The sequence below is a fragment of the Methylorubrum sp. GM97 genome (assembly GCF_024347855.1).
Lineage (GTDB): Bacteria > Pseudomonadota > Alphaproteobacteria > Rhizobiales > Beijerinckiaceae > Methylobacterium > Methylobacterium extorquens.
In genome coordinates this window covers 4,291,452-4,307,662 of record NZ_AP025942.1, presented here as the reverse complement: position 1 = coordinate 4,307,662, position 16,211 = coordinate 4,291,452, and the positions used below count along the sequence as shown (strand labels likewise).

At 69.5% G+C, this 16,211-nt stretch carries 20 protein-coding genes and 1 tRNA gene; 7 read left to right on the top strand and 14 right to left on the bottom strand.

The genetic code is table 11. The annotated features are described in order from the left end of the window. Positions 1-129 precede the first annotated feature (129 nt). The 3 genes from MSPGM_RS20190 to MSPGM_RS20180 are packed head-to-tail and all read left to right on the top strand — an operon-like array spanning position 130 to position 2,853. Positions 130-351, top strand: a complete 222-nt coding sequence (locus MSPGM_RS20190; protein ID WP_003597514.1) for a ferredoxin — start codon at positions 130-132, stop codon at positions 349-351. Next, positions 348-1,610 (top strand): NAD(P)/FAD-dependent oxidoreductase, encoded by a 1,263-nt coding sequence (locus MSPGM_RS20185; RefSeq protein ID WP_003597513.1) that lies wholly within the window; start codon positions 348-350, stop codon positions 1,608-1,610. Before MSPGM_RS20190 ends, MSPGM_RS20185 begins: the two co-directional genes overlap by 4 nt. Positions 1,611-1,614: 4 nt before the next feature. Further along, entirely contained in the window at positions 1,615-2,853 is a 1,239-nt protein-coding gene (locus MSPGM_RS20180) for a cytochrome P450 (protein ID WP_003597511.1), read from the top strand. Positions 2,854-3,179: 326 nt separating this feature from the next. Here the strand turns inward: MSPGM_RS20180 and rplA are convergent, their stop codons facing one another. From rplA to MSPGM_RS20145, 7 genes are all read right to left on the bottom strand, one after another. Then, a complete protein-coding gene (gene rplA, locus MSPGM_RS20175) occupies positions 3,180-3,878 on the bottom strand; it encodes a 50S ribosomal protein L1 (RefSeq protein WP_003597509.1) in 699 nt (232 codons plus the stop codon). 11 nt (positions 3,879-3,889) lie between these two features. Continuing rightward, positions 3,890-4,339, bottom strand: a complete 450-nt coding sequence (gene rplK, locus MSPGM_RS20170; protein WP_003597508.1) for a 50S ribosomal protein L11 — start codon at positions 4,337-4,339, stop codon at positions 3,890-3,892. 232 nt (positions 4,340-4,571) lie between these two features. After that, positions 4,572-5,105: a transcription termination/antitermination protein NusG gene (gene nusG, locus MSPGM_RS20165; RefSeq protein WP_003597503.1), complete on the bottom strand. Its 534-nt coding sequence runs from the start codon at positions 5,103-5,105 to the stop codon at positions 4,572-4,574. Positions 5,106-5,148: 43 nt separating this feature from the next. Beyond that, positions 5,149-5,451, bottom strand: coding sequence for a preprotein translocase subunit SecE (gene secE, locus MSPGM_RS20160; protein ID WP_015824155.1), 303 nt, complete (start codon positions 5,449-5,451; stop codon positions 5,149-5,151). A 197-nt stretch (positions 5,452-5,648) separates the two neighbouring features. Further along, positions 5,649-5,725, bottom strand: a tRNA-Trp gene (locus tag MSPGM_RS20155). 81 nt (positions 5,726-5,806) lie between these two features. Then, complete coding sequence (thpR, locus tag MSPGM_RS20150) at positions 5,807-6,373, bottom strand: RNA 2',3'-cyclic phosphodiesterase (protein WP_015857353.1); 567 nt, start codon at positions 6,371-6,373, stop codon at positions 5,807-5,809. Between the two features lie 6 nt (positions 6,374-6,379). Further along, positions 6,380-7,030, bottom strand: coding sequence for an arylesterase (locus tag MSPGM_RS20145; RefSeq protein ID WP_043767029.1), 651 nt, complete (start codon positions 7,028-7,030; stop codon positions 6,380-6,382). A gap of 214 nt (positions 7,031-7,244) precedes the next feature. On the opposite strand from MSPGM_RS20145, the gene MSPGM_RS20140 reads away from it, so the two are divergent. Beyond that, positions 7,245-7,937 (top strand): ABC transporter ATP-binding protein, encoded by a 693-nt coding sequence (locus MSPGM_RS20140; RefSeq protein WP_003605891.1) that lies wholly within the window; start codon positions 7,245-7,247, stop codon positions 7,935-7,937. A 122-nt stretch (positions 7,938-8,059) separates the two neighbouring features. On the opposite strand, the gene MSPGM_RS20135 is transcribed toward MSPGM_RS20140, so the two are convergent. From MSPGM_RS20135 to MSPGM_RS20105, 7 genes are all read right to left on the bottom strand, one after another. After that, positions 8,060-8,257, bottom strand: coding sequence for a hypothetical protein (locus MSPGM_RS20135; RefSeq protein ID WP_003605893.1), 198 nt, complete (start codon positions 8,255-8,257; stop codon positions 8,060-8,062). 147 nt (positions 8,258-8,404) lie between these two features. Then, positions 8,405-9,076 (bottom strand): HAD family hydrolase, encoded by a 672-nt coding sequence (locus tag MSPGM_RS20130; protein WP_003605895.1) that lies wholly within the window; start codon positions 9,074-9,076, stop codon positions 8,405-8,407. Between the two features lie 14 nt (positions 9,077-9,090). Then, positions 9,091-9,381: a hypothetical protein gene (locus MSPGM_RS20125; RefSeq protein ID WP_003605898.1), complete on the bottom strand. Its 291-nt coding sequence runs from the start codon at positions 9,379-9,381 to the stop codon at positions 9,091-9,093. Positions 9,382-9,580: 199 nt separating this feature from the next. After that, complete coding sequence (locus MSPGM_RS20120) at positions 9,581-9,982, bottom strand: DUF2934 domain-containing protein (RefSeq protein WP_003605899.1); 402 nt, start codon at positions 9,980-9,982, stop codon at positions 9,581-9,583. A 62-nt stretch (positions 9,983-10,044) separates the two neighbouring features. After that, entirely contained in the window at positions 10,045-10,317 is a 273-nt protein-coding gene (locus MSPGM_RS20115; protein WP_003605901.1) for a hypothetical protein, read from the bottom strand. 157 nt (positions 10,318-10,474) lie between these two features. Beyond that, positions 10,475-10,879, bottom strand: coding sequence for a hypothetical protein (locus tag MSPGM_RS20110; protein WP_003605903.1), 405 nt, complete (start codon positions 10,877-10,879; stop codon positions 10,475-10,477). Between the two features lie 664 nt (positions 10,880-11,543). Then, positions 11,544-12,410: an outer membrane protein gene (locus MSPGM_RS20105; RefSeq protein ID WP_003606597.1), complete on the bottom strand. Its 867-nt coding sequence runs from the start codon at positions 12,408-12,410 to the stop codon at positions 11,544-11,546. Between the two features lie 353 nt (positions 12,411-12,763). Here MSPGM_RS20105 and MSPGM_RS20100 point away from each other — a divergent pair, with 353 nt between their 5' ends. From MSPGM_RS20100 to MSPGM_RS20090, 3 genes are all read left to right on the top strand, one after another. Continuing rightward, a complete protein-coding gene (locus MSPGM_RS20100; protein ID WP_003606598.1) occupies positions 12,764-13,003 on the top strand; it encodes a hypothetical protein in 240 nt (79 codons plus the stop codon). A 304-nt stretch (positions 13,004-13,307) separates the two neighbouring features. Further along, on the top strand, positions 13,308-14,867 hold the full coding sequence (locus MSPGM_RS20095; protein WP_015857349.1) for a DEAD/DEAH box helicase: 1,560 nt from the start codon (positions 13,308-13,310) through the stop codon (positions 14,865-14,867). 194 nt (positions 14,868-15,061) lie between these two features. Then, the gene (locus MSPGM_RS20090) at positions 15,062-16,171 is read left to right on the top strand and encodes a GGDEF domain-containing protein (RefSeq protein WP_082222815.1); all 1,110 of its coding nucleotides are present in this window, start codon (positions 15,062-15,064) and stop codon (positions 16,169-16,171) included. Positions 16,172-16,211: the final 40 nt, after the last annotated feature.

Below are 16,211 nucleotides of genomic sequence, written 5' to 3'. Positions count from 1 at the left end.
CCGCGCGTTTGAGATCCGCAGGGCGTGTCGACGCGCCGCCGTGATGGGGCGCCCTGCCCGCCCTAGCTACGGTGCCGGGTCCGTATCCCCGGCCCATTCTTTTCCCGGACGCCTGGATCACTGCCCACCATGAAGGTCGTCGTGGATCTCAACCGCTGCCAAGCCTACGCGCAGTGCATCTACGCGGCGCCGGGGCATTTCGCCCTGCACGGCCGGGAGGCGCTGGTCTACGACCCCTCCCCGGACGAGACCGCACGGGGCGAGATCGAGCGGGCCATCCATGCCTGCCCGGTGCGGGCGATCACGGCCTACCCCGATGCCGCCGACGCGGCGGCCGGAGAGGCGCGGTGACGACACACCCTGAACGCATCGTCGTCGTCGGCGCCTCGCTGGCGGGCCTTGCCGCCGCCCATGCCCTGTGTGAACGAGGCTATGCCGGCCGCCTGACCCTGGTCGGCGCCGAGCCCCACCGGCCCTACGACCGGCCGCCGCTCTCCAAACAGGTGCTGCGCGGGCTCTACTCCGCCGACACCACCCTGCCCTGCCGTCCCGATCTGCGCGCGGAGTTCCGCCTCGGGCAGCCGGCGACCCGGCTCGACCTGAGCGGGCGCGTCGTCGAATGCGAAGACGGCAGCCGCCTGCCCTACGATCGCCTGCTGATCGCCACGGGCACCCGGGCGCGGCCCTGGCCCAACCCGGAGGAGGCCGCCCTCGCCGGTGTCTTCACCCTGCGCGACCGCGACGACGCCGAGCGGCTCGGCGCGCATCTGCGGACCAAGCCGCAACGCGTCGTCCTCGTCGGCGGCGGCTTCATCGGCTTCGAGGTCGCCTCGACCTGCCGCGATCTCGACATCCCCGTCACCCTGCTGGTGCGCGATGCCGTGCCGCTGGCGGCCGCGCTCGGCCCCCGCCTCGGCGGCCTGATCGGCGAGGTCGCCCGCGAAAAGGGCGTCGATCTGCGCCTCGAATCCGAGATCGAGCGGATGGAGGGGGCCGCCGGGAACCTCGCCGCCGTGATCCTGAAGGACGGCACGCGGATCGAGACCGACTGTCTCGTCGCGGCGATCGGCACGCTGCGCAATGTCGAGTGGCTCGACGGCTCGGGACTGGAAGCCGACGCGGGGGGCCTGCGCTGCGACGCCTTCTGCCGCGCCTTGCTCCATGACGGCCGCGTCGCCGAGGGCGTTTTTTGCGCGGGCGACGTGGCGCGCTGGCCGAACCCGCACGACGACGACGCCCTCGTGGCGGTCGAGCATTGGGGCAACGCCCGGGCGCAAGCCGAGACCGCCGCCGCCAACATGCTGGCGGGCGATGCCTCGGCGATGCGCCGCCACGACCACCTGCCGGATTTCTGGTCGCAGCAATTCGGCCTGACGATCAAGCTCGTCGGCCTGACCGAGGGCGCCGACGCCCTCGCGGTGGTGCACGGCTCGTTCGAGGAGCGCCGCCTCGTGGCCGCCTTCGGCAAGGCGGGCCGCACCGTCGCCGCCGCCGCCATCGACAGCGCCCGCTGGCTGCCCGCCTACAAGGCCGCGATCCGCGAGCGCGCCCCATTCCCGCCGATCGAGAACGCCGTCGATCAGCCCCGCATCCGTGTGCAGGAGCCCTAGTCCCGTGAGCGGAAGCACGCTGTTCGACCAGATCCTCGATCCCGCCAACCGGGCGAACCCCTACCCGCTCTACGCCGAGCTGCGCAAAGTCCCCGTCGCGCGGCAGGAGGACGGCACCTACGTCGTCAGCGGCCATGCCGAGCTGGCGCGGCTGATCTCCGATCCCCGCATCAGCTCGGACGACCTGCCCGACCCGCAGAAATTCCGTTGGACCGGGCACCCCGTCACCGACCTGCTGGTGCGGCCGGTACGGGCCGAGATCCGCAAGCGGCACCGCCCCTTTATCTTCCGCGATCCCCCCGATCACGACCGCCTGCGGGGGCAGGTGATGCGCTGCTTCACGCCCGAGCGGGTGCGCGGCATGCGTGCGAAGACGCAGGAGATCACGGACGACCTGATCGGCAAGATGCGCGGCAAGACCCAGATCGATCTCGTCGACGACTTCTCCTATCCCCTGCCCGTCACCGTGATCTGCGAGTTGCTCGGCGTGCCGCCGGAGGACGAGGCGCAGTTCCACGGCTGGGCGACGCAGCTCGCGACCGCGCTGGAGCCGAACCAGCGCGGCGACGCGGAGACGCAAGCCAAGAACGAGGTCTGCTTCAACGAGATCGCCGACTACCTCCAGGGACTGATCAAGGAGAAGCGCAAGGACCCGCAGCAGGACATCCTCTCCGACCTTGCGACCGATAAGGAGGGGATGAACGATTTCGACCTGATCGCCACCGCGGTGCTGCTGCTGGTGGCGGGCCACGAGACCACGGTGAACCTGATCACCAACGGGATGCTGACGCTGCTGCGCTTCCCCGAGCATGGGGAGCGCCTGCGCGCCGAGCCGGACCTCGCCCCGCGCCTGATCGAGGAATTGCTGCGCTACGAGCCGCCGGTCCATTACCGCACGCGCGTAGCGCTCACCGACATCCCGGTGGCCGGGATCACCATCCCGAAGGATGCGCCGGTGATTTTCCTGCTCGCCGCCGCCAACCGCGACCCGATCCGCTTTCCCGACCCTGACCGCTTCGATCCCGACCGGCCCGACAACCGCCATCTCGGCTTCGGCGGCGGGCTGCATTACTGCGTCGGCGCCCCGCTCGCGCGGATCGAGGCGGAAGTGGCCCTGGTCAGCCTCGTGCGGCGGCTGAAGGGCGTGTCCCTGATCGAGGACCCACCACCCTACCGGCCCGGCGCCTCGCTGCGGGGGCCGCGGCACCTGAGGTTGGCGCTGGAGGGTGTGGCTGAGGCTTGATCCCTCTCGGATTAGGCGATCGGACGCCGGATTCCCCCTCTCCCCGCACGCGGGGAGAGGACCGCGACGACCCTGTCGTCGGCGCGGTGAGCCCGGAGGGCGAGGGTGAGGGGGCGATGCCGGAAGAGGCTCGTCCCGAACCGCCCCCTCACCTTCGGCTGCCGCCTCGCTTCGGCGACGACGAGGTCGCCGAAGCCCTCTCCCCGCAGGCGGGGAGAGGGGATGCGCACGCACCGCACCGGATCACCGGAAAAGATATAGCGACCAAAAGAAAAGCGCCCGACCTTTCGGCCGGGCGCTCTCCCAAACGTCCCTGCGGACGCGTCTTACGCGGTGAGAACCGTGGACGGCTCGACCTTCACGCCCGGGCCCATCGTCGAGGTGACGGCGATGCGCTGGATGTAGGTGCCCTTGGCGCCCGTGGGCTTCGCCTTGGCGACCGCGTCGGCGAAGGCCTTGATGTTCTCGACGAGCTTCTGCTCGTCGAAGGACACCTTGCCGACGCCGGCGTGGATGATGCCGGCCTTCTCGACGCGGAACTCGACCGCGCCGCCCTTGGCGGCGGCAACGGCGCCCTTCACGTCCATGGTGACGGTGCCGACCTTCGGGTTCGGCATCAGGCCGCGCGGGCCCAGCACCTTACCGAGACGGCCGACGAGCGGCATCAGGTCCGGGGTCGCGATGCAGCGATCGAACTCGATCTTGCCGCCCTGGACGATCTCAAGGAGATCCTCGGCGCCGACGATGTCGGCACCCGCTGCGCGGGCGTCGTCCGCCTTGGCGCCACGGGCGAACACCGCCACGCGAACCGTCCGGCCGGAGCCGTTCGGCAGGTTGCAGACGCCGCGGACCATCTGGTCGGCGTGGCGCGGATCGACGCCGAGATTCATCGAGATCTCGACGGTTTCGTCGAACTTGGCCGAAGCCTTCGACTTCACCAGCTTGATCGCCTCGTCGATGGCGTAGAGCTTCATCGGCTCCAGACCCTCGCGGGCGGCGCGGATGCGCTTTCCTTCGCGTGCCATATCGCCCTCCCTTACGCGACGACTTCGAGGCCCATGGCTCGCGCGGAGCCACGGATCATCGCGACCGCCGCATCGACGGAGTCGCAGTTCAGGTCGGGCATCTTCTTCTCGGCGATCTCGCGAAGCTGGGCTTCGGTGATCTTGCCGACGGTCGGGCCCTTGCCCGGGGTCTTGGAGCCGGAAGCCGGCTTCTTGCCGATCTTCAGGCCAACCGCCTTCTTCAGGAAGAAGGTGACCGGGGGCTGCTTCATCTCGAAGGTGAAGGAGCGGTCCTGATACGCGGTGATGATCACCGGGATCGGGGTGCCCTTCTCCATCTGCGCGGTCTTCGCGTTGAAGGCCTTGCAGAATTCCATGATGTTGAGGCCGCGCTGACCGAGCGCGGGACCGATCGGCGGCGACGGGTTGGCGGCGCCGGCCGGGACTTGAAGCTTCACGTAGCCCGTGATCTTCTTCGCCATGGGACTGCTCCCAAGAATTGCGCGTCGCCGGGCTGCCGAGGCACGGACGGACGGGCGGTTGCAGGTCGCGGTGCGATCCGTGGATCCCGGAGGCGAAGCCGGGCGGATCTCCCGCGGGGTTGTGGCGGTGCTCTCATGAAAGCATCGCCGTTTCCGGGCCGCGGCAGAGCCGCCGGCCGGGAAAATCGGAGATCAGTCAGTCAGTGCCGACTGATCGCAAAATGCGAAACAATCAGACCTTCTCGACCTGACCGTATTCCAGCTCGACCGGGGTGGCGCGGCCGAAGATCGACACCGCCACCTTGAGGCGCGAGCGGGCATCGTCGATTTCCTCGACTGTGCCGTTGAAGGAGGCGAAGGGACCGTCGGAGACGCGCACGGTCTCGCCGATCTCGAAGGAGACGGTGTGCTTCGGGCGATCCACGCCCTCCTGCACCTGCCCCTTGATGCGCTCGGCCTCGGCGTCCGGGATCGGCACGGGCTTGGCCTTGTCGGCGCCCAGGAAGCCGGTCACCTTCGGGGTGTTCTTGATGAGGTGGTAGACCTCGTCGGTCAGGTCGCACTTCACGAGCACGTAGCCCGGGAAGAACTTGCGCTCGGCATCGACCTTGCGGCCGCGGCGCACCTCGGTGACCTTCTCGGTCGGCACCATGACCTCGTCGAACAGTTCGGTCAGCCCACGCTGGGCCGCCTGATCCTTGATGGACTGGGCGACCTTATTCTCGAAGTTCGAGTAGGCGTGGACGATGTACCAGCGCTTCGACACGGGTCTCTCAACTCCTCGGCGTCCGTAAGACGCCTGCGATGACTCAGGCGCCGATCCCGAGGACCAGGCTGACGGCGAAGCGCATCACCTGATCGACGGCGACGAAGAACAGGCTCGCAACGACGACCATGATGAACACCATGATGGTGGTCACGGTGGTTTCCTTGCGGGTCGGCCACGTGACCTTGCGGCCCTCGTCGCGCACCTCGCCCAGGAACTCCACCGGGCCCACCCGCTTCGGCGCGGGGCGCGCGGGCGGGGTCGGGCGCTGGGGCGCGACGGGGGCCGTGCCGCGTTTGGGTCCGCGGGCCGCGTCGGCTTTCTTGGTCGCTTCGTTCGATGCCATGGCGCAACTGAAACCGGACAGGGCTCCGGGAACCACCGATCGCGGTGCGGGGACAATCGCGTCCCACACCGACAGCATCTGAGGATCTCGGAATGCGCCCGCTCTAGCGCAAGTGATCCGGCTTGTCGATGGGTTCGGGAAGGGGTGCCGCCGGTCGGATGCCAAGTCGGTCTCGGCGTCGGGCTCGGTGGGCGCCGTGGCAGGAGTGGAGGGACTCGAACCCCCAACCCCCGGTTTTGGAGACCGGTGCTCTGACCAGTTGAGCTACACTCCTACGGCGCGCGCGGCGCGGCTCGCGTCATGCCGCAACCTGCGGCCCAAAGCAAGGGCAGGACGTCAGCAAGCAGAGTCATCGCTATTCGTCGTCCAGCTCGAAATCCGCATCCGCGAAGGGATAGGCCGCCTCGACGAGGTAGGGCCCGCCGCCGCGCGAGGTGCGGGCGGAGAACAGGGCGGCGCGGCGTGCCGTGAAGGTCAGGCGGGGAAACACCCCCGCCTCCGTCAGCCTTCGCGCCACGGCCTCCGGGGAGGCCTCGCGGTTGAGGCGGGCCAGCGTCACATGCGGCGTGAACTTGCGCCGCTCCGGCGCGGCCCCGGCCCGGCGGGCGATGCGCTCGTGCTCCTCCTGCAAATCGACGAGTTCCGGCGTGGGGACGACCGAGGCGTAGAGCGCCCGCGGCCGGTCGCCGCCGAAGCTCGCGAGCCCGTCCAGCGTCACGGTGAGCGGCGCGCGCACCCGCGCCTCCCGCAGGCCGGCATCGACATCGGCGGCGATCATGTCGTCGATCTCGCCGAGGAAGCGCAGGGTGACGTGGTAGTCGCTCGGCTCGATCCAGCGCGCGCCGGGCAGGCCGCCGCGGAAGAACGACAGCCGTTCGGTGATGTCCGGCGGGATCTCGATGCCGGTGAACAGGCGCGGCATGGTTCGCTACCCCTTCTTCTCCGGATTCTGGCCCAGGCGGCCCAGGAAGGTCTCGACGCTCGGCAGGATGCCCTCGACGATCCGCTCGACGCCCTTGGCGGTCGGGTGCAGCCCGTCATCCATGGTGTTGGCGCGCTGGCCCGTCACGCCGTCGAGAAAGAACGGGTAGAGCACGAGGCCGTGCGCCTTGGCCAAGTCGGGATAGATCGCGTCGAACCGGGCGCGGTACTCCGTGCCGAGGTTCGGCGCGGCCAGCATGCCGGCGAGCAGCACCGGAATGTTGCGCTCCTTCAGCCGCGCGATGATCGTCTCGAGCGCCTTACGGGTCACCGCCGGATCGGTGCCGCGCAGCATATCGTTGGCGCCGAGTTCGAGGATCACGCCCTGCGTGCCGTCCGGCACCGACCAGTCGAGCCGGTCGAGCCCGCCGGTGCTGGTGTCGCCCGACACGCCGGCATTGGCGATCTCGACCCGGTACCCCTTGGCCTTCAGCGCCTGCTCCAGCACCGCGGGAAAGGCGGCGTCGGCCGGCAGGCGGTAGCCGGCGGTGAGGCTGTCGCCGAAGGCCACGAGCTTGAGCGGCGACGGCTCGGCACGGGCCGAGCCGGGCAGCAGGCCCGCGGCGCCAACGAGCGTGGCTGCGGCGAAGAGGAGCATCAGCGCGGCCCTGCGCCGGAGGCGGCGCGGCCCCACATCGGGTGCGGCCGCCTCGCGCCGGGCGCCCAAGCATGACACAAGCCTGCCGGGTCCGGCTTCCGCTTCGTTCGCATGGTGCAAGACCGTATCCTTTCGCTCGGACATGTCCGGGTGGTTGCCAAGCTGCTCGCCAACTTCCCTGCCAAGATTCCCCGCCAAGATCGGTCGGTGCCTGATGTCGAACAAGGCCGTCTCTCTGTCGCAGATCGAGCTGAGCCTCGGCCGCGGCCCCGCGCGGGTGCATGTCCTGCGCGGCATCTCGCTCGATGTCGAGCGCGGCGAGGCGGTCGGACTCGTCGGCCCCTCGGGTTCGGGAAAATCGACCTTGCTCACCGTCATGGCCGGGCTGGAGCGGCCCGATACCGGCCGCGTCACCATCGCCGGCACGGATCTCGGCGGGCTCGATGAGGACGGGCTCGCGCGCTTCCGCGGCCGCAACATCGGCATCGTGTTCCAGGCCTTCCACCTCGTGCCGACCATGACGGCGCTGGAGAACGTGGCGCTGCCGCTCGAACTCGCCAACGCATCCGATCCGCACGGACGGGCGGCGGCGGAACTCGACGCAGTGGGGCTCGGCCACCGGCTGCGGCACTACCCGGCGCAGCTCTCCGGCGGCGAGCAGCAGCGGGTGGCGATCGCCCGTGCGCTCGCGCCCGATCCGGCGATCTTGGTCGCCGACGAGCCGACGGGAAACCTCGACGAGGCTACGGGACGGCAGATCGTAGACCTGTTGTTCGGGCTCAAGCGCGACCGCGGCGCGACCCTGGTGCTGGTGACGCACGATCCCGGCCTCGCCCGGCTGTGCGACCGCACCGTGCGCCTGCGCGCCGGCCGGATCGAAGCGCCGGCCGAGGCGCAAGAAGCCTAAGTAAACAGGGCCTGGAAAAACGATGCCTTCCGGTGCCGGTCGGGCGCCGAAAGGCAAGCACGTGTCGGGTGTTGAAGCCGTCTGCTCGCGCGTCGTGTCAGGCGACGCGGCAAACAGAAAGATCAGGCGCTCAGCGGGGCGCCGATCCGGGCGCGGAGCTGAGCCCGCAGGTTCTGGTTGGCCGCGCTGCGGTCGGCGTCGAGGGCCCACATCAGGCGCAGGAGCCGGCTGATCGGCAGAGCCCGGTCCTCAATGGCCTCGGCAACCTGCTGCTGGATCGATTTCGAGGTCGCCATGAACGTCTCGGCCGTGGTCTGCATGAGTCGCATCCGGAAACGGGCTCGCCCCCCGCGGGGCGGGCTCTTAAACGGTTCCAAATCGCAAGGCCATAGGTTTGCCGGCTTGCAGTTAGCGGTTCCTTCGAGCGCCCGCGCCGCGCTTCACAGCTTTGTGAAGCCGGCGCGTCGTCAGGCGAGCGGCGAGCGCGCGTAGCCGTCGAGCAGATCCTGCGGATCGCGGTAGATCGCGATGCATCCCGCCGCCGACAGCTCGGCCTCAGGGAATCCGCCGCACAGGACGCCGATTGTGGAAAGGCCAGCGCCGGCAGCGGCTTGCGCATCGTAGGGAGTATCCCCGATCACCATCACCGCGTCTTTGGGGAGGCCGGGAAGCTTCTTCAGCACCGCCTCGAAGATGTCGGGATGCGGCTTGGATCGGTCGGCGTCGTCGGAGGTCGTGACCACGTCGACGAGGTCGGTGATACCCAGGATTTTCTGGTAGTTTTCCACCTCGTCGGCCTTGCCGGAGGACGCGAGCGCGACGGTCTGGCCTGCATTGCGAACATGGCTGAGCAGGGCCTTCACCGCGGGAAACGGCTTGGCCTGCGCGAGATAGGATCGCTTGAACAGATCGGAGCGGTAAGCCTCGATCGCTTCGCCCTCGCGGGCGAGCCGGTCCGCGTCGACGAAGACGGGCAGGAGCTGGTCGCCGCCCTTCCCGATCTGGCGGCGGACCTCGGCCTCCTTCGTCTCGATCCCGAAATGCGCAAAGGCCTCGACCCAGGCGCGGGCGTGCAGATCGACGCTGTCGAGCAGCGTGCCGTCGATGTCGAAGACGACAGCTTTGATGCGAGCGGACATCGAATCAGGCCATCTCAGCGCGGAAACAGCTGGAGGCCGTCATCGGGAAGGAGATTGCGGGCGGGCCCGCCGGTCTGCTGGCCGCGACCCTGCTGGTAGTAGGGCAGTTCGGGACGACGGTCGTTGCCGCTGCCGGAATCGTATTCCCAGGGCGCGTTCCAGGGCGCCCGGCCGCTCACCGCCGGCACGGCGGGGCCGGTGTAGAACGAGTCGCCTGGCCGCACGGGCCCCGCCGCAGCGGCGCCGGCCGCCAGCATCGTGCCGAGGAAGACGGCGGCAGCACCTCGTCCGATCAACGTGCGCATCGCTTGTCATCCCCCAATCGTGGCCGCGCTCCGCCCGCAGAGCGCGAAGGGAAACGGCCGAGCCTGGTCCGCGTTCCGGGGCCTTGGGCTCGCTCGCCCCGACTTTTGCCCCGACTTTCCCCGAATGGGCCTCAAAAAGCGAAGCCCGCCGGCCCCGGAGGGCGGCGGGCTCTCGAACCGCGTCTCGTTCAGTGGCGGCTCAGTGGAGGACGACCGCTTCGGCTCCGGCGCGGCTGGCTGCCGATTTGGCCCTGGGTGCCGCCTTCACCGCCTTGGCGGCGGGCTTCTCAGCGGCCTTCGCGGAGGTCTTGGCAGGCGTCTTAGCAGGCGTCTTGGCCGGTGCCTTGGCCTTGGCAGCCTTGGCGACGCTCGCCAGAGCCTCGGCGGGGGCCTGCACTGCTGCCTTGGCGCGGGCGGTGCGGGGCTTGGCGACCTTGGCCGGCGCAGCGGACGCCTCGGCTTCGATCAGCGCCGCAGCCGGGGCCTGAAGCAGCTCGGATTCGGCCTGAAGCCAATGGGCCTCGGCCCGGCCGAAAACCCGGCCTTCACCTTCCCAGATGTAGTAGGCGCGCTCGCGCACGCTTTTCTCGCACAGCACCATAACGCTCTCCCGAAATCGTCCGACGTGAGTTCGAACGATGGAAGCGCATGGTTAAGGGGCGGTTAACCGCGTTCCGCAGCGCGGGAAAGACGGCGGTGGTTCGCGCGCACCTTGCGGCGATAGCCGGCCACGACCGCGCCGTGCGAGGCGCCCGTCGCGAGCTGCATCGCCGCCTCGCTGGCCGCGAGCAGCTTCTCGCTTACCATGCGCTGCGCCTCCACCTGCGCACCGCTGCCTCCGGCCGCGAGTTTGGCCATCCGCAGGGCGATCACCGACTGCGCCTCGAAGGCGAGCAGGGTCGTGTCGAGGCCGAGCTTCCACCACGTCGCGTACATCGAACCTGCCCTCTCGTCGTCATACGGCATCGATCTGATCAGGTCACGACGGCCCGCAACGGCGCAGGGCCGGGCTCGGGAACGGCGCAGAGACACAGGTTCGAGCGCCGTTTCCGGCCGCCTCCCGTGGTTGGGCGGCCGGGAACGGCATCGCGGCTCAATCGAAGCTGCGGCCCTTGGCGGCCGAACCGCCCAGGCTGATCTTGACCTTCTTCGGCGGGGCGGCCTGCCCCCCCTTGCCGCGCCCGGCCGGCACCTCGACCTCCGGCGCCGCCTGAGCGGGCTTCAACCGGGACTGGCCGTAGATCACCGAGCCGATTTCGCCCACCGCCTGGACCAGGTCGTCGCGCTCGCAGGCGCGGGCCACCTTCAGGCCGAGCTGGTGCATGTGGCTCTTGCCGTAGAGATAGGCGGCGAGCTTGGCGCGGGTCAGCGCCGGAATCTCCTCGAGGATGTAGGGGAGATCATAGTCGTCGGCGCGGTAGACCTCGCCGAGTCGTTCGAGGGAGACCGGGCATTCCGGATCGACGGTCGCGCCGGTGGTCGGATGGGCCTGGGTCATGGATCACCTGCTGTCGGTGCAAAGGGCGATGGAGAGGGTGACGAAAGCGGCGAAGGCATGTCGGCGGTCGCAGCCTCCGCCACGGGGGACGGCCTGACTGCAATCGGGTCGGAACGCGCGGGAAGGCATCCGGTGCAAACCGAAGCGATCGCGATCCGGGCGCGCCGGTCGCTGCGCTCCCAGACGGATTCGCGCGCCGTCGCTGCGGCGGCCGGCCCGGAGGCCGCAGTTCCAGAGGTCGAAGTCCCGGCGAGCCGGGCGTCCGGGTTCGCGCGGATCCGCAGGTAGAGCGGCTCCTCCGCCCGGGCAGCGGAGATCGGACCGCACGGGAACCCACACAGGGCCATCCCGTACACGGCCGCGCCGAGGAGCGCGAGCCGGCCCGGACGTGCCGATGCCTTGCGCCGCGCGGCGCCTCGTGCCGTGCAGCCCGATGTCATGCCGGTTGTCATGCGGATGCGCGGGTCTCGCCATGGCGGTTGCGGGCGCCGGTTCCCGCATCGCGGGCTTCCGGGCCGAACAGGATCGGCCGGGATGGTCAACAAGACCTTAACCGCGGCATCCATGCGAGGCGAGCCACCCCACGCGAAAAAGCCCGGCACGAAGCCGGGCTCTTCTGGGGGAGGTCCGGCGGTCCGGTGAGGGACCGCCGGAGATCCGGGTCCTAGTACGAGCCGAACTTGTAGTTCAGGCCGGCGCGGACGACGGCGAACTCGGTGTCGCGGACCTGCTGGCCACCGCTGACGAGCACGGTGCCCGGGCTGCCGATGGAGACCGTGCGGCCCTGGTTGTCGGTCGCGAAGGCGCCACGGCCGCCGGTGCCGCGATCGAGGTTCACGTACAGACCTTCGACCTTCAGCGTCACGGCCGAAGACTTGAAGAAGTTCAGGAACGAGTCGGTCGGAAGAGCGTACTCGATACCACCACCGGCGGCCCAGCCGGTCTGGAAGTCGTTGCTCGACACGCCGGTGCCGAACTCACGACCGCCGCCGGAGCCGTAGGCGAAGCCGCCGGTGCCGTACACGAGGGTGCGGTCGAAGGCGTAGCCGAGGCGACCGCGGACGGTGCCGAAGAAGTCGAGGCCGGACAGACCACCCGGGTTGAACACCTGCTGAGCGGCCAGCGGGCTGGTCGAGAGGAAGCGGTTCCGGTCACGGCCGAAATCGGCGTACTGGGCGTCGGCCTCGACACCGATCACGACACCGGAGCCCGGGGTGAACTGGTAGTTGTAGCCGATCTGACCGCCGCCGACGAAGCCTTCGTTGGACTCACGGTTGCTGAAGGCGACCACGGCGGTGGTGCCCGGGGGCACGAGCAGGGAGGCCGGGCCGACGCCGATCACGGTCGGGACGCGGTCGTCCTGGGTGCCGAAGCCGTAACCGGCGTTGAAACCGGCGTAGAAGCCCGTCCAGGTGAACACCGGCACCGGCTGGAACACCGGCGGCGGAGCCGCGCGGCGCGGGAGGTCGGCGGCCGAGGCGGCGACGGTGGCGGCAACGAGCGCGCTCGAAGCAAGAAGCAGGATTTTCATCGTGTCGTGTCCTGATTTGGCGGGAGCCGGTGTTGGTGTGAAGTGGCCCGGGGAGCTCCCCGGTATCCGTCGCCCTCCAGCGATGAAGCGATCAATGCACCTGAATCCGTCAACGAAAGGTGAAGCTTACCCAGCCGTAAGCGCTCGATCAGGCCCGACGTGTCTTTGCGCACATCGTTGCCTCGTCTTGTCGAAAACCGGCAACAGTCAAACCATTCAGCACAGCCTGAAGACAATACGGTTAACGGTCGGTGTCTCCCGCCGCGCAAGGCCGCGTTAACCACGCCTGGGCGATCATCCCCCGCGCCGGCGCCCGATCCCGGATCCGGCCGGCCCGATGGATTGCGCTGCCCATGTCCTTCGATTCCGGCTCGCCCAGACCGCGCGGCCCCCTCGCATGGTCGATCAAGACCGCGCTGATCGTCGGCCTCGGCGCCACCGCCCTCGCCCACCACATCGCCCAACCGGTCGGCAAGTCGGTTCACCGGGGAGGCGACCCGGAGGTGACGGGCTCGATCGGCGTCAAGGCGCAGTCGCTGCGGCTCGACCCCTGCGCGCTCCGCGGCGCCCTCGGCACGAGCGCGCGCGACTGACCTTCGCGGCGGGGCTCGAGACGACCGCCCAGGAAAGCCTGGCAAGGCGAGGCCGGAGACGTCGGCCTTACGCGAGCACGGGTTTGAGACGGTCTCGGGATGCCGGCGACGCAACCGTCCCCCGCCCGCGCGGGAGGAGGCTGCGCTGTCTCGGTCGATTGACAAGCAGGCACAGGGGTCTAAGTGTCGCGCGCGTTCGGACGCGTGATGGCGTACCGCGCACGGCTCTCGCGATCCGCCGCCGGCGCGAGCTTTCGAGCCCCTGATCGGCCCACTTCACGCGCACAATGGTTTTCCCTACCCGATGTCTTTCGCCGATCTTGGACTGAGCGACAAGGTACTCCAAGCCGTCACCACGGCCGGCTACACCGAGCCGACGCCGATCCAGGCCCAGGCGATCCCGCATGTGCTCGCCCGGCGCGACGTGCTCGGCATCGCCCAGACCGGCACCGGCAAGACCGCCGCCTTCACCCTGCCGATGCTGACCATGCTGGAGACCGGCCGCGCCCGGGCTCGCATGCCGCGCACGCTCATCCTGGAGCCGACCCGCGAACTCGCGGCGCAGGTCGAGGAGAATTTCGAGCGCTACGGCACCAACCACAAGCTCAACGTGGCGCTCATCATCGGCGGCGTCTCCTTCGCCGACCAGGATGCCAAGCTCACCCGCGGCACCGACGTGCTGATCGCGACGCCGGGGCGCCTGCTCGACCATTTCGAGCGCGGCAAGCTGCTGCTGACCGGCGTCGAGCTTCTCGTCATCGACGAGGCCGACCGTATGCTCGACATGGGGTTCATTCCCGACATCGAGCGCATCGTGAAGATGGTGCCCTTCACGCGCCAGACGCTGTTCTTCTCCGCGACGATGCCGCCGGAGATCGAGCGGCTGGCCGACATGTTCCTGCACAACCCGCAGCGGGTCGAGGTGGCGCGTCCCGCCTCCACCGCCACGACCATCGAGCAGCGCCTCGTGGCGACGGGCGCGGAGGGCCACGAGAAGCGCAAGGTGCTGCGCCATCTCATCCGCTCGGCGAGCGAGTTGCAGAACGGCATCATCTTCTGCAACCGCAAGCGCGACGTCGCCCAGCTTCAGCGCTCGCTGACCAGCCACGGCTTCAACGCGGCAGCACTCCACGGCGACATGGACCAGCGCGCCCGCATGGCCGCCCTCGATGGCTTCCGCAGCGGCGAGGTTCCGCTGCTGGTGGCCTCGGACGTCGCCGCGCGTGGCCTCGATATCCCCGCCGTCAGCCATGTCTTCAACTTCGACGTGCCGCATCACCCGGAGGACTACGTCCACCGGATCGGACGCACCGGCCGGGCCGGCCGCTCGGGCCAAGCCTTCACCCTCGCGAGCCGAAGCGACGAGCGCTCGCTCTCGGCGATCGAGAGCCTGATCGGTCAGCCGATCGCCTGGCTCGACGGCGATCTTGCCAGCGTCTCCGACGAGGTGGAGGGCGACGAGCCGCGCCGCCGCCGCGGCAGCCGCCGGGCCAAGGAAACCAAGGGGGGCGAGGAAACCAAGAGCGGCGGGCGCAGCACCGAGCGGAGTGCCGCCCCGGCGAGCGAAAGCCCCCGCAGCGAGAACCGCTCCCGCGGAGGGCGCCGTCCGGCCGCCGAGCGCAGCCGCGCCGACGCACCCCGGCGAGACCCGGTGCGTGAGCCGGAACCGGTTGCAGTTGCCCCTTCCGCACCCCCTGCCCCTCCCCGCGAGTTGGCCCGCGAGCCCGTCCGGAGCGCCCCCGAACGCGCGCGCGGCGAGCGCCGTCCCCCGCGTCGCGACGAGGACGGCGAGACGCCGGTCGGCCTCGGCTCGCACGTCCCGGCCTTCCTGCTGAAGCCGACCGGGTTCGGGAAGAGCAAGTAGCTCCCCGACCAAATCCCGCTGATCCCATCGCGCCGGCGCGATGGGTGCCCTCCTCGAGCGCCGCACGGGTGGGGCGATCCGGTCCCTGCTTCGATCAAAGCGCCCGCGCGGCGAAGGGTCGGCGCTCGGGCGCTTTGTGAGACGCTCTTAACGTCCTGGCGAGATTCTGAGACGACACTTCGGCGGAGCGGACGATGTGGGCGGCGTGCCCCGTCCGCAGGAGCCTACGTCACCGGATGAGCCCCGATCCCGATCGTGATCGCAGTTTCGTGCTCGCGCAGCGCAGCTTCGAGCTGATGCGCGACTACTGTGCCTGCGCGACGCCGCGGGCCTACGCCGTGTGGTATCTCTACGTCTCCGGCACGCAGCCGCTGATGAACGATGCGGTCAAACGGCTCACGACGCAGAACGGCACGCTGACCAGCGCCGACATCGAGGGGCTTCACGACACCTACATCGACGGCCGCCGCATGGCCGTGGAGGTGGACCGGATGAATTCGAGCCTCATCGCCGAGGTCGAAGGCATCATGGAGATGATCGAGGTGTCGATCCGCTCCACCGCCCAGTACGGCGAGTCGCTTCAGGCCCTGTCCCACGACATCGCCAACACGGCCACGAGCCGGACGCGTCTGCGCGAGGTCGTCACGACGATCATCGCTAACACCCGCGACGTGACCGCCAACAACCGCACCCTCGAAGCGCGGATGCGCGAGAGCCGCAGCGAGATCGAGGCCTTGCGCGAGACGCTGGAGGCGACCCGTCTGGAGAGCCTGACCGACGCCCTGACGGGGCTGGGCAACCGCAAGAGTTTCGAGGAGTCGCTCCGCAAGAGCGTCGATCTGCAGTCTGCCTCGGCGCAGCAGGGCAAGCCGGCGAGCCTGATCGTGATCGACATCGATTCGTTCAAGCGCTTCAACGACCTCTACGGCCACCTGACCGGGGATCAGGTACTGCGCCTCGTCGCCATCGTGATGCGCGAGCATATCGGTCAGAAAAACGCGACGCTCGCCCGGTTCGGCGGCGAGGAATTCGGCATCGTCCTGCCGGAAACCGACCGGGTCGAGGCGCGCGCCATCGCCGAGCGGGTGCGCATTGGCGTCACCGGCCGCGAACTGGTGAAGCGCTCCACCGGCGAATCGCTCGGCAAGGTCACGGTCTCACTCGGCGTCGCGACCCAGCGCGAGGACGACAACGCGGTCTCCCTGCTGGAACGGGCCGACGCCTGCCTGTTCGCCGCCAAGCGCGCCGGCCGCAACCGCACCCTCGACGAGACCGAAGTCGAGAACCTGCGCGACGTCGCCTGAGACGGATAAGAGCCTCGTCCCGAAAGGCGGCCTCCGGGAC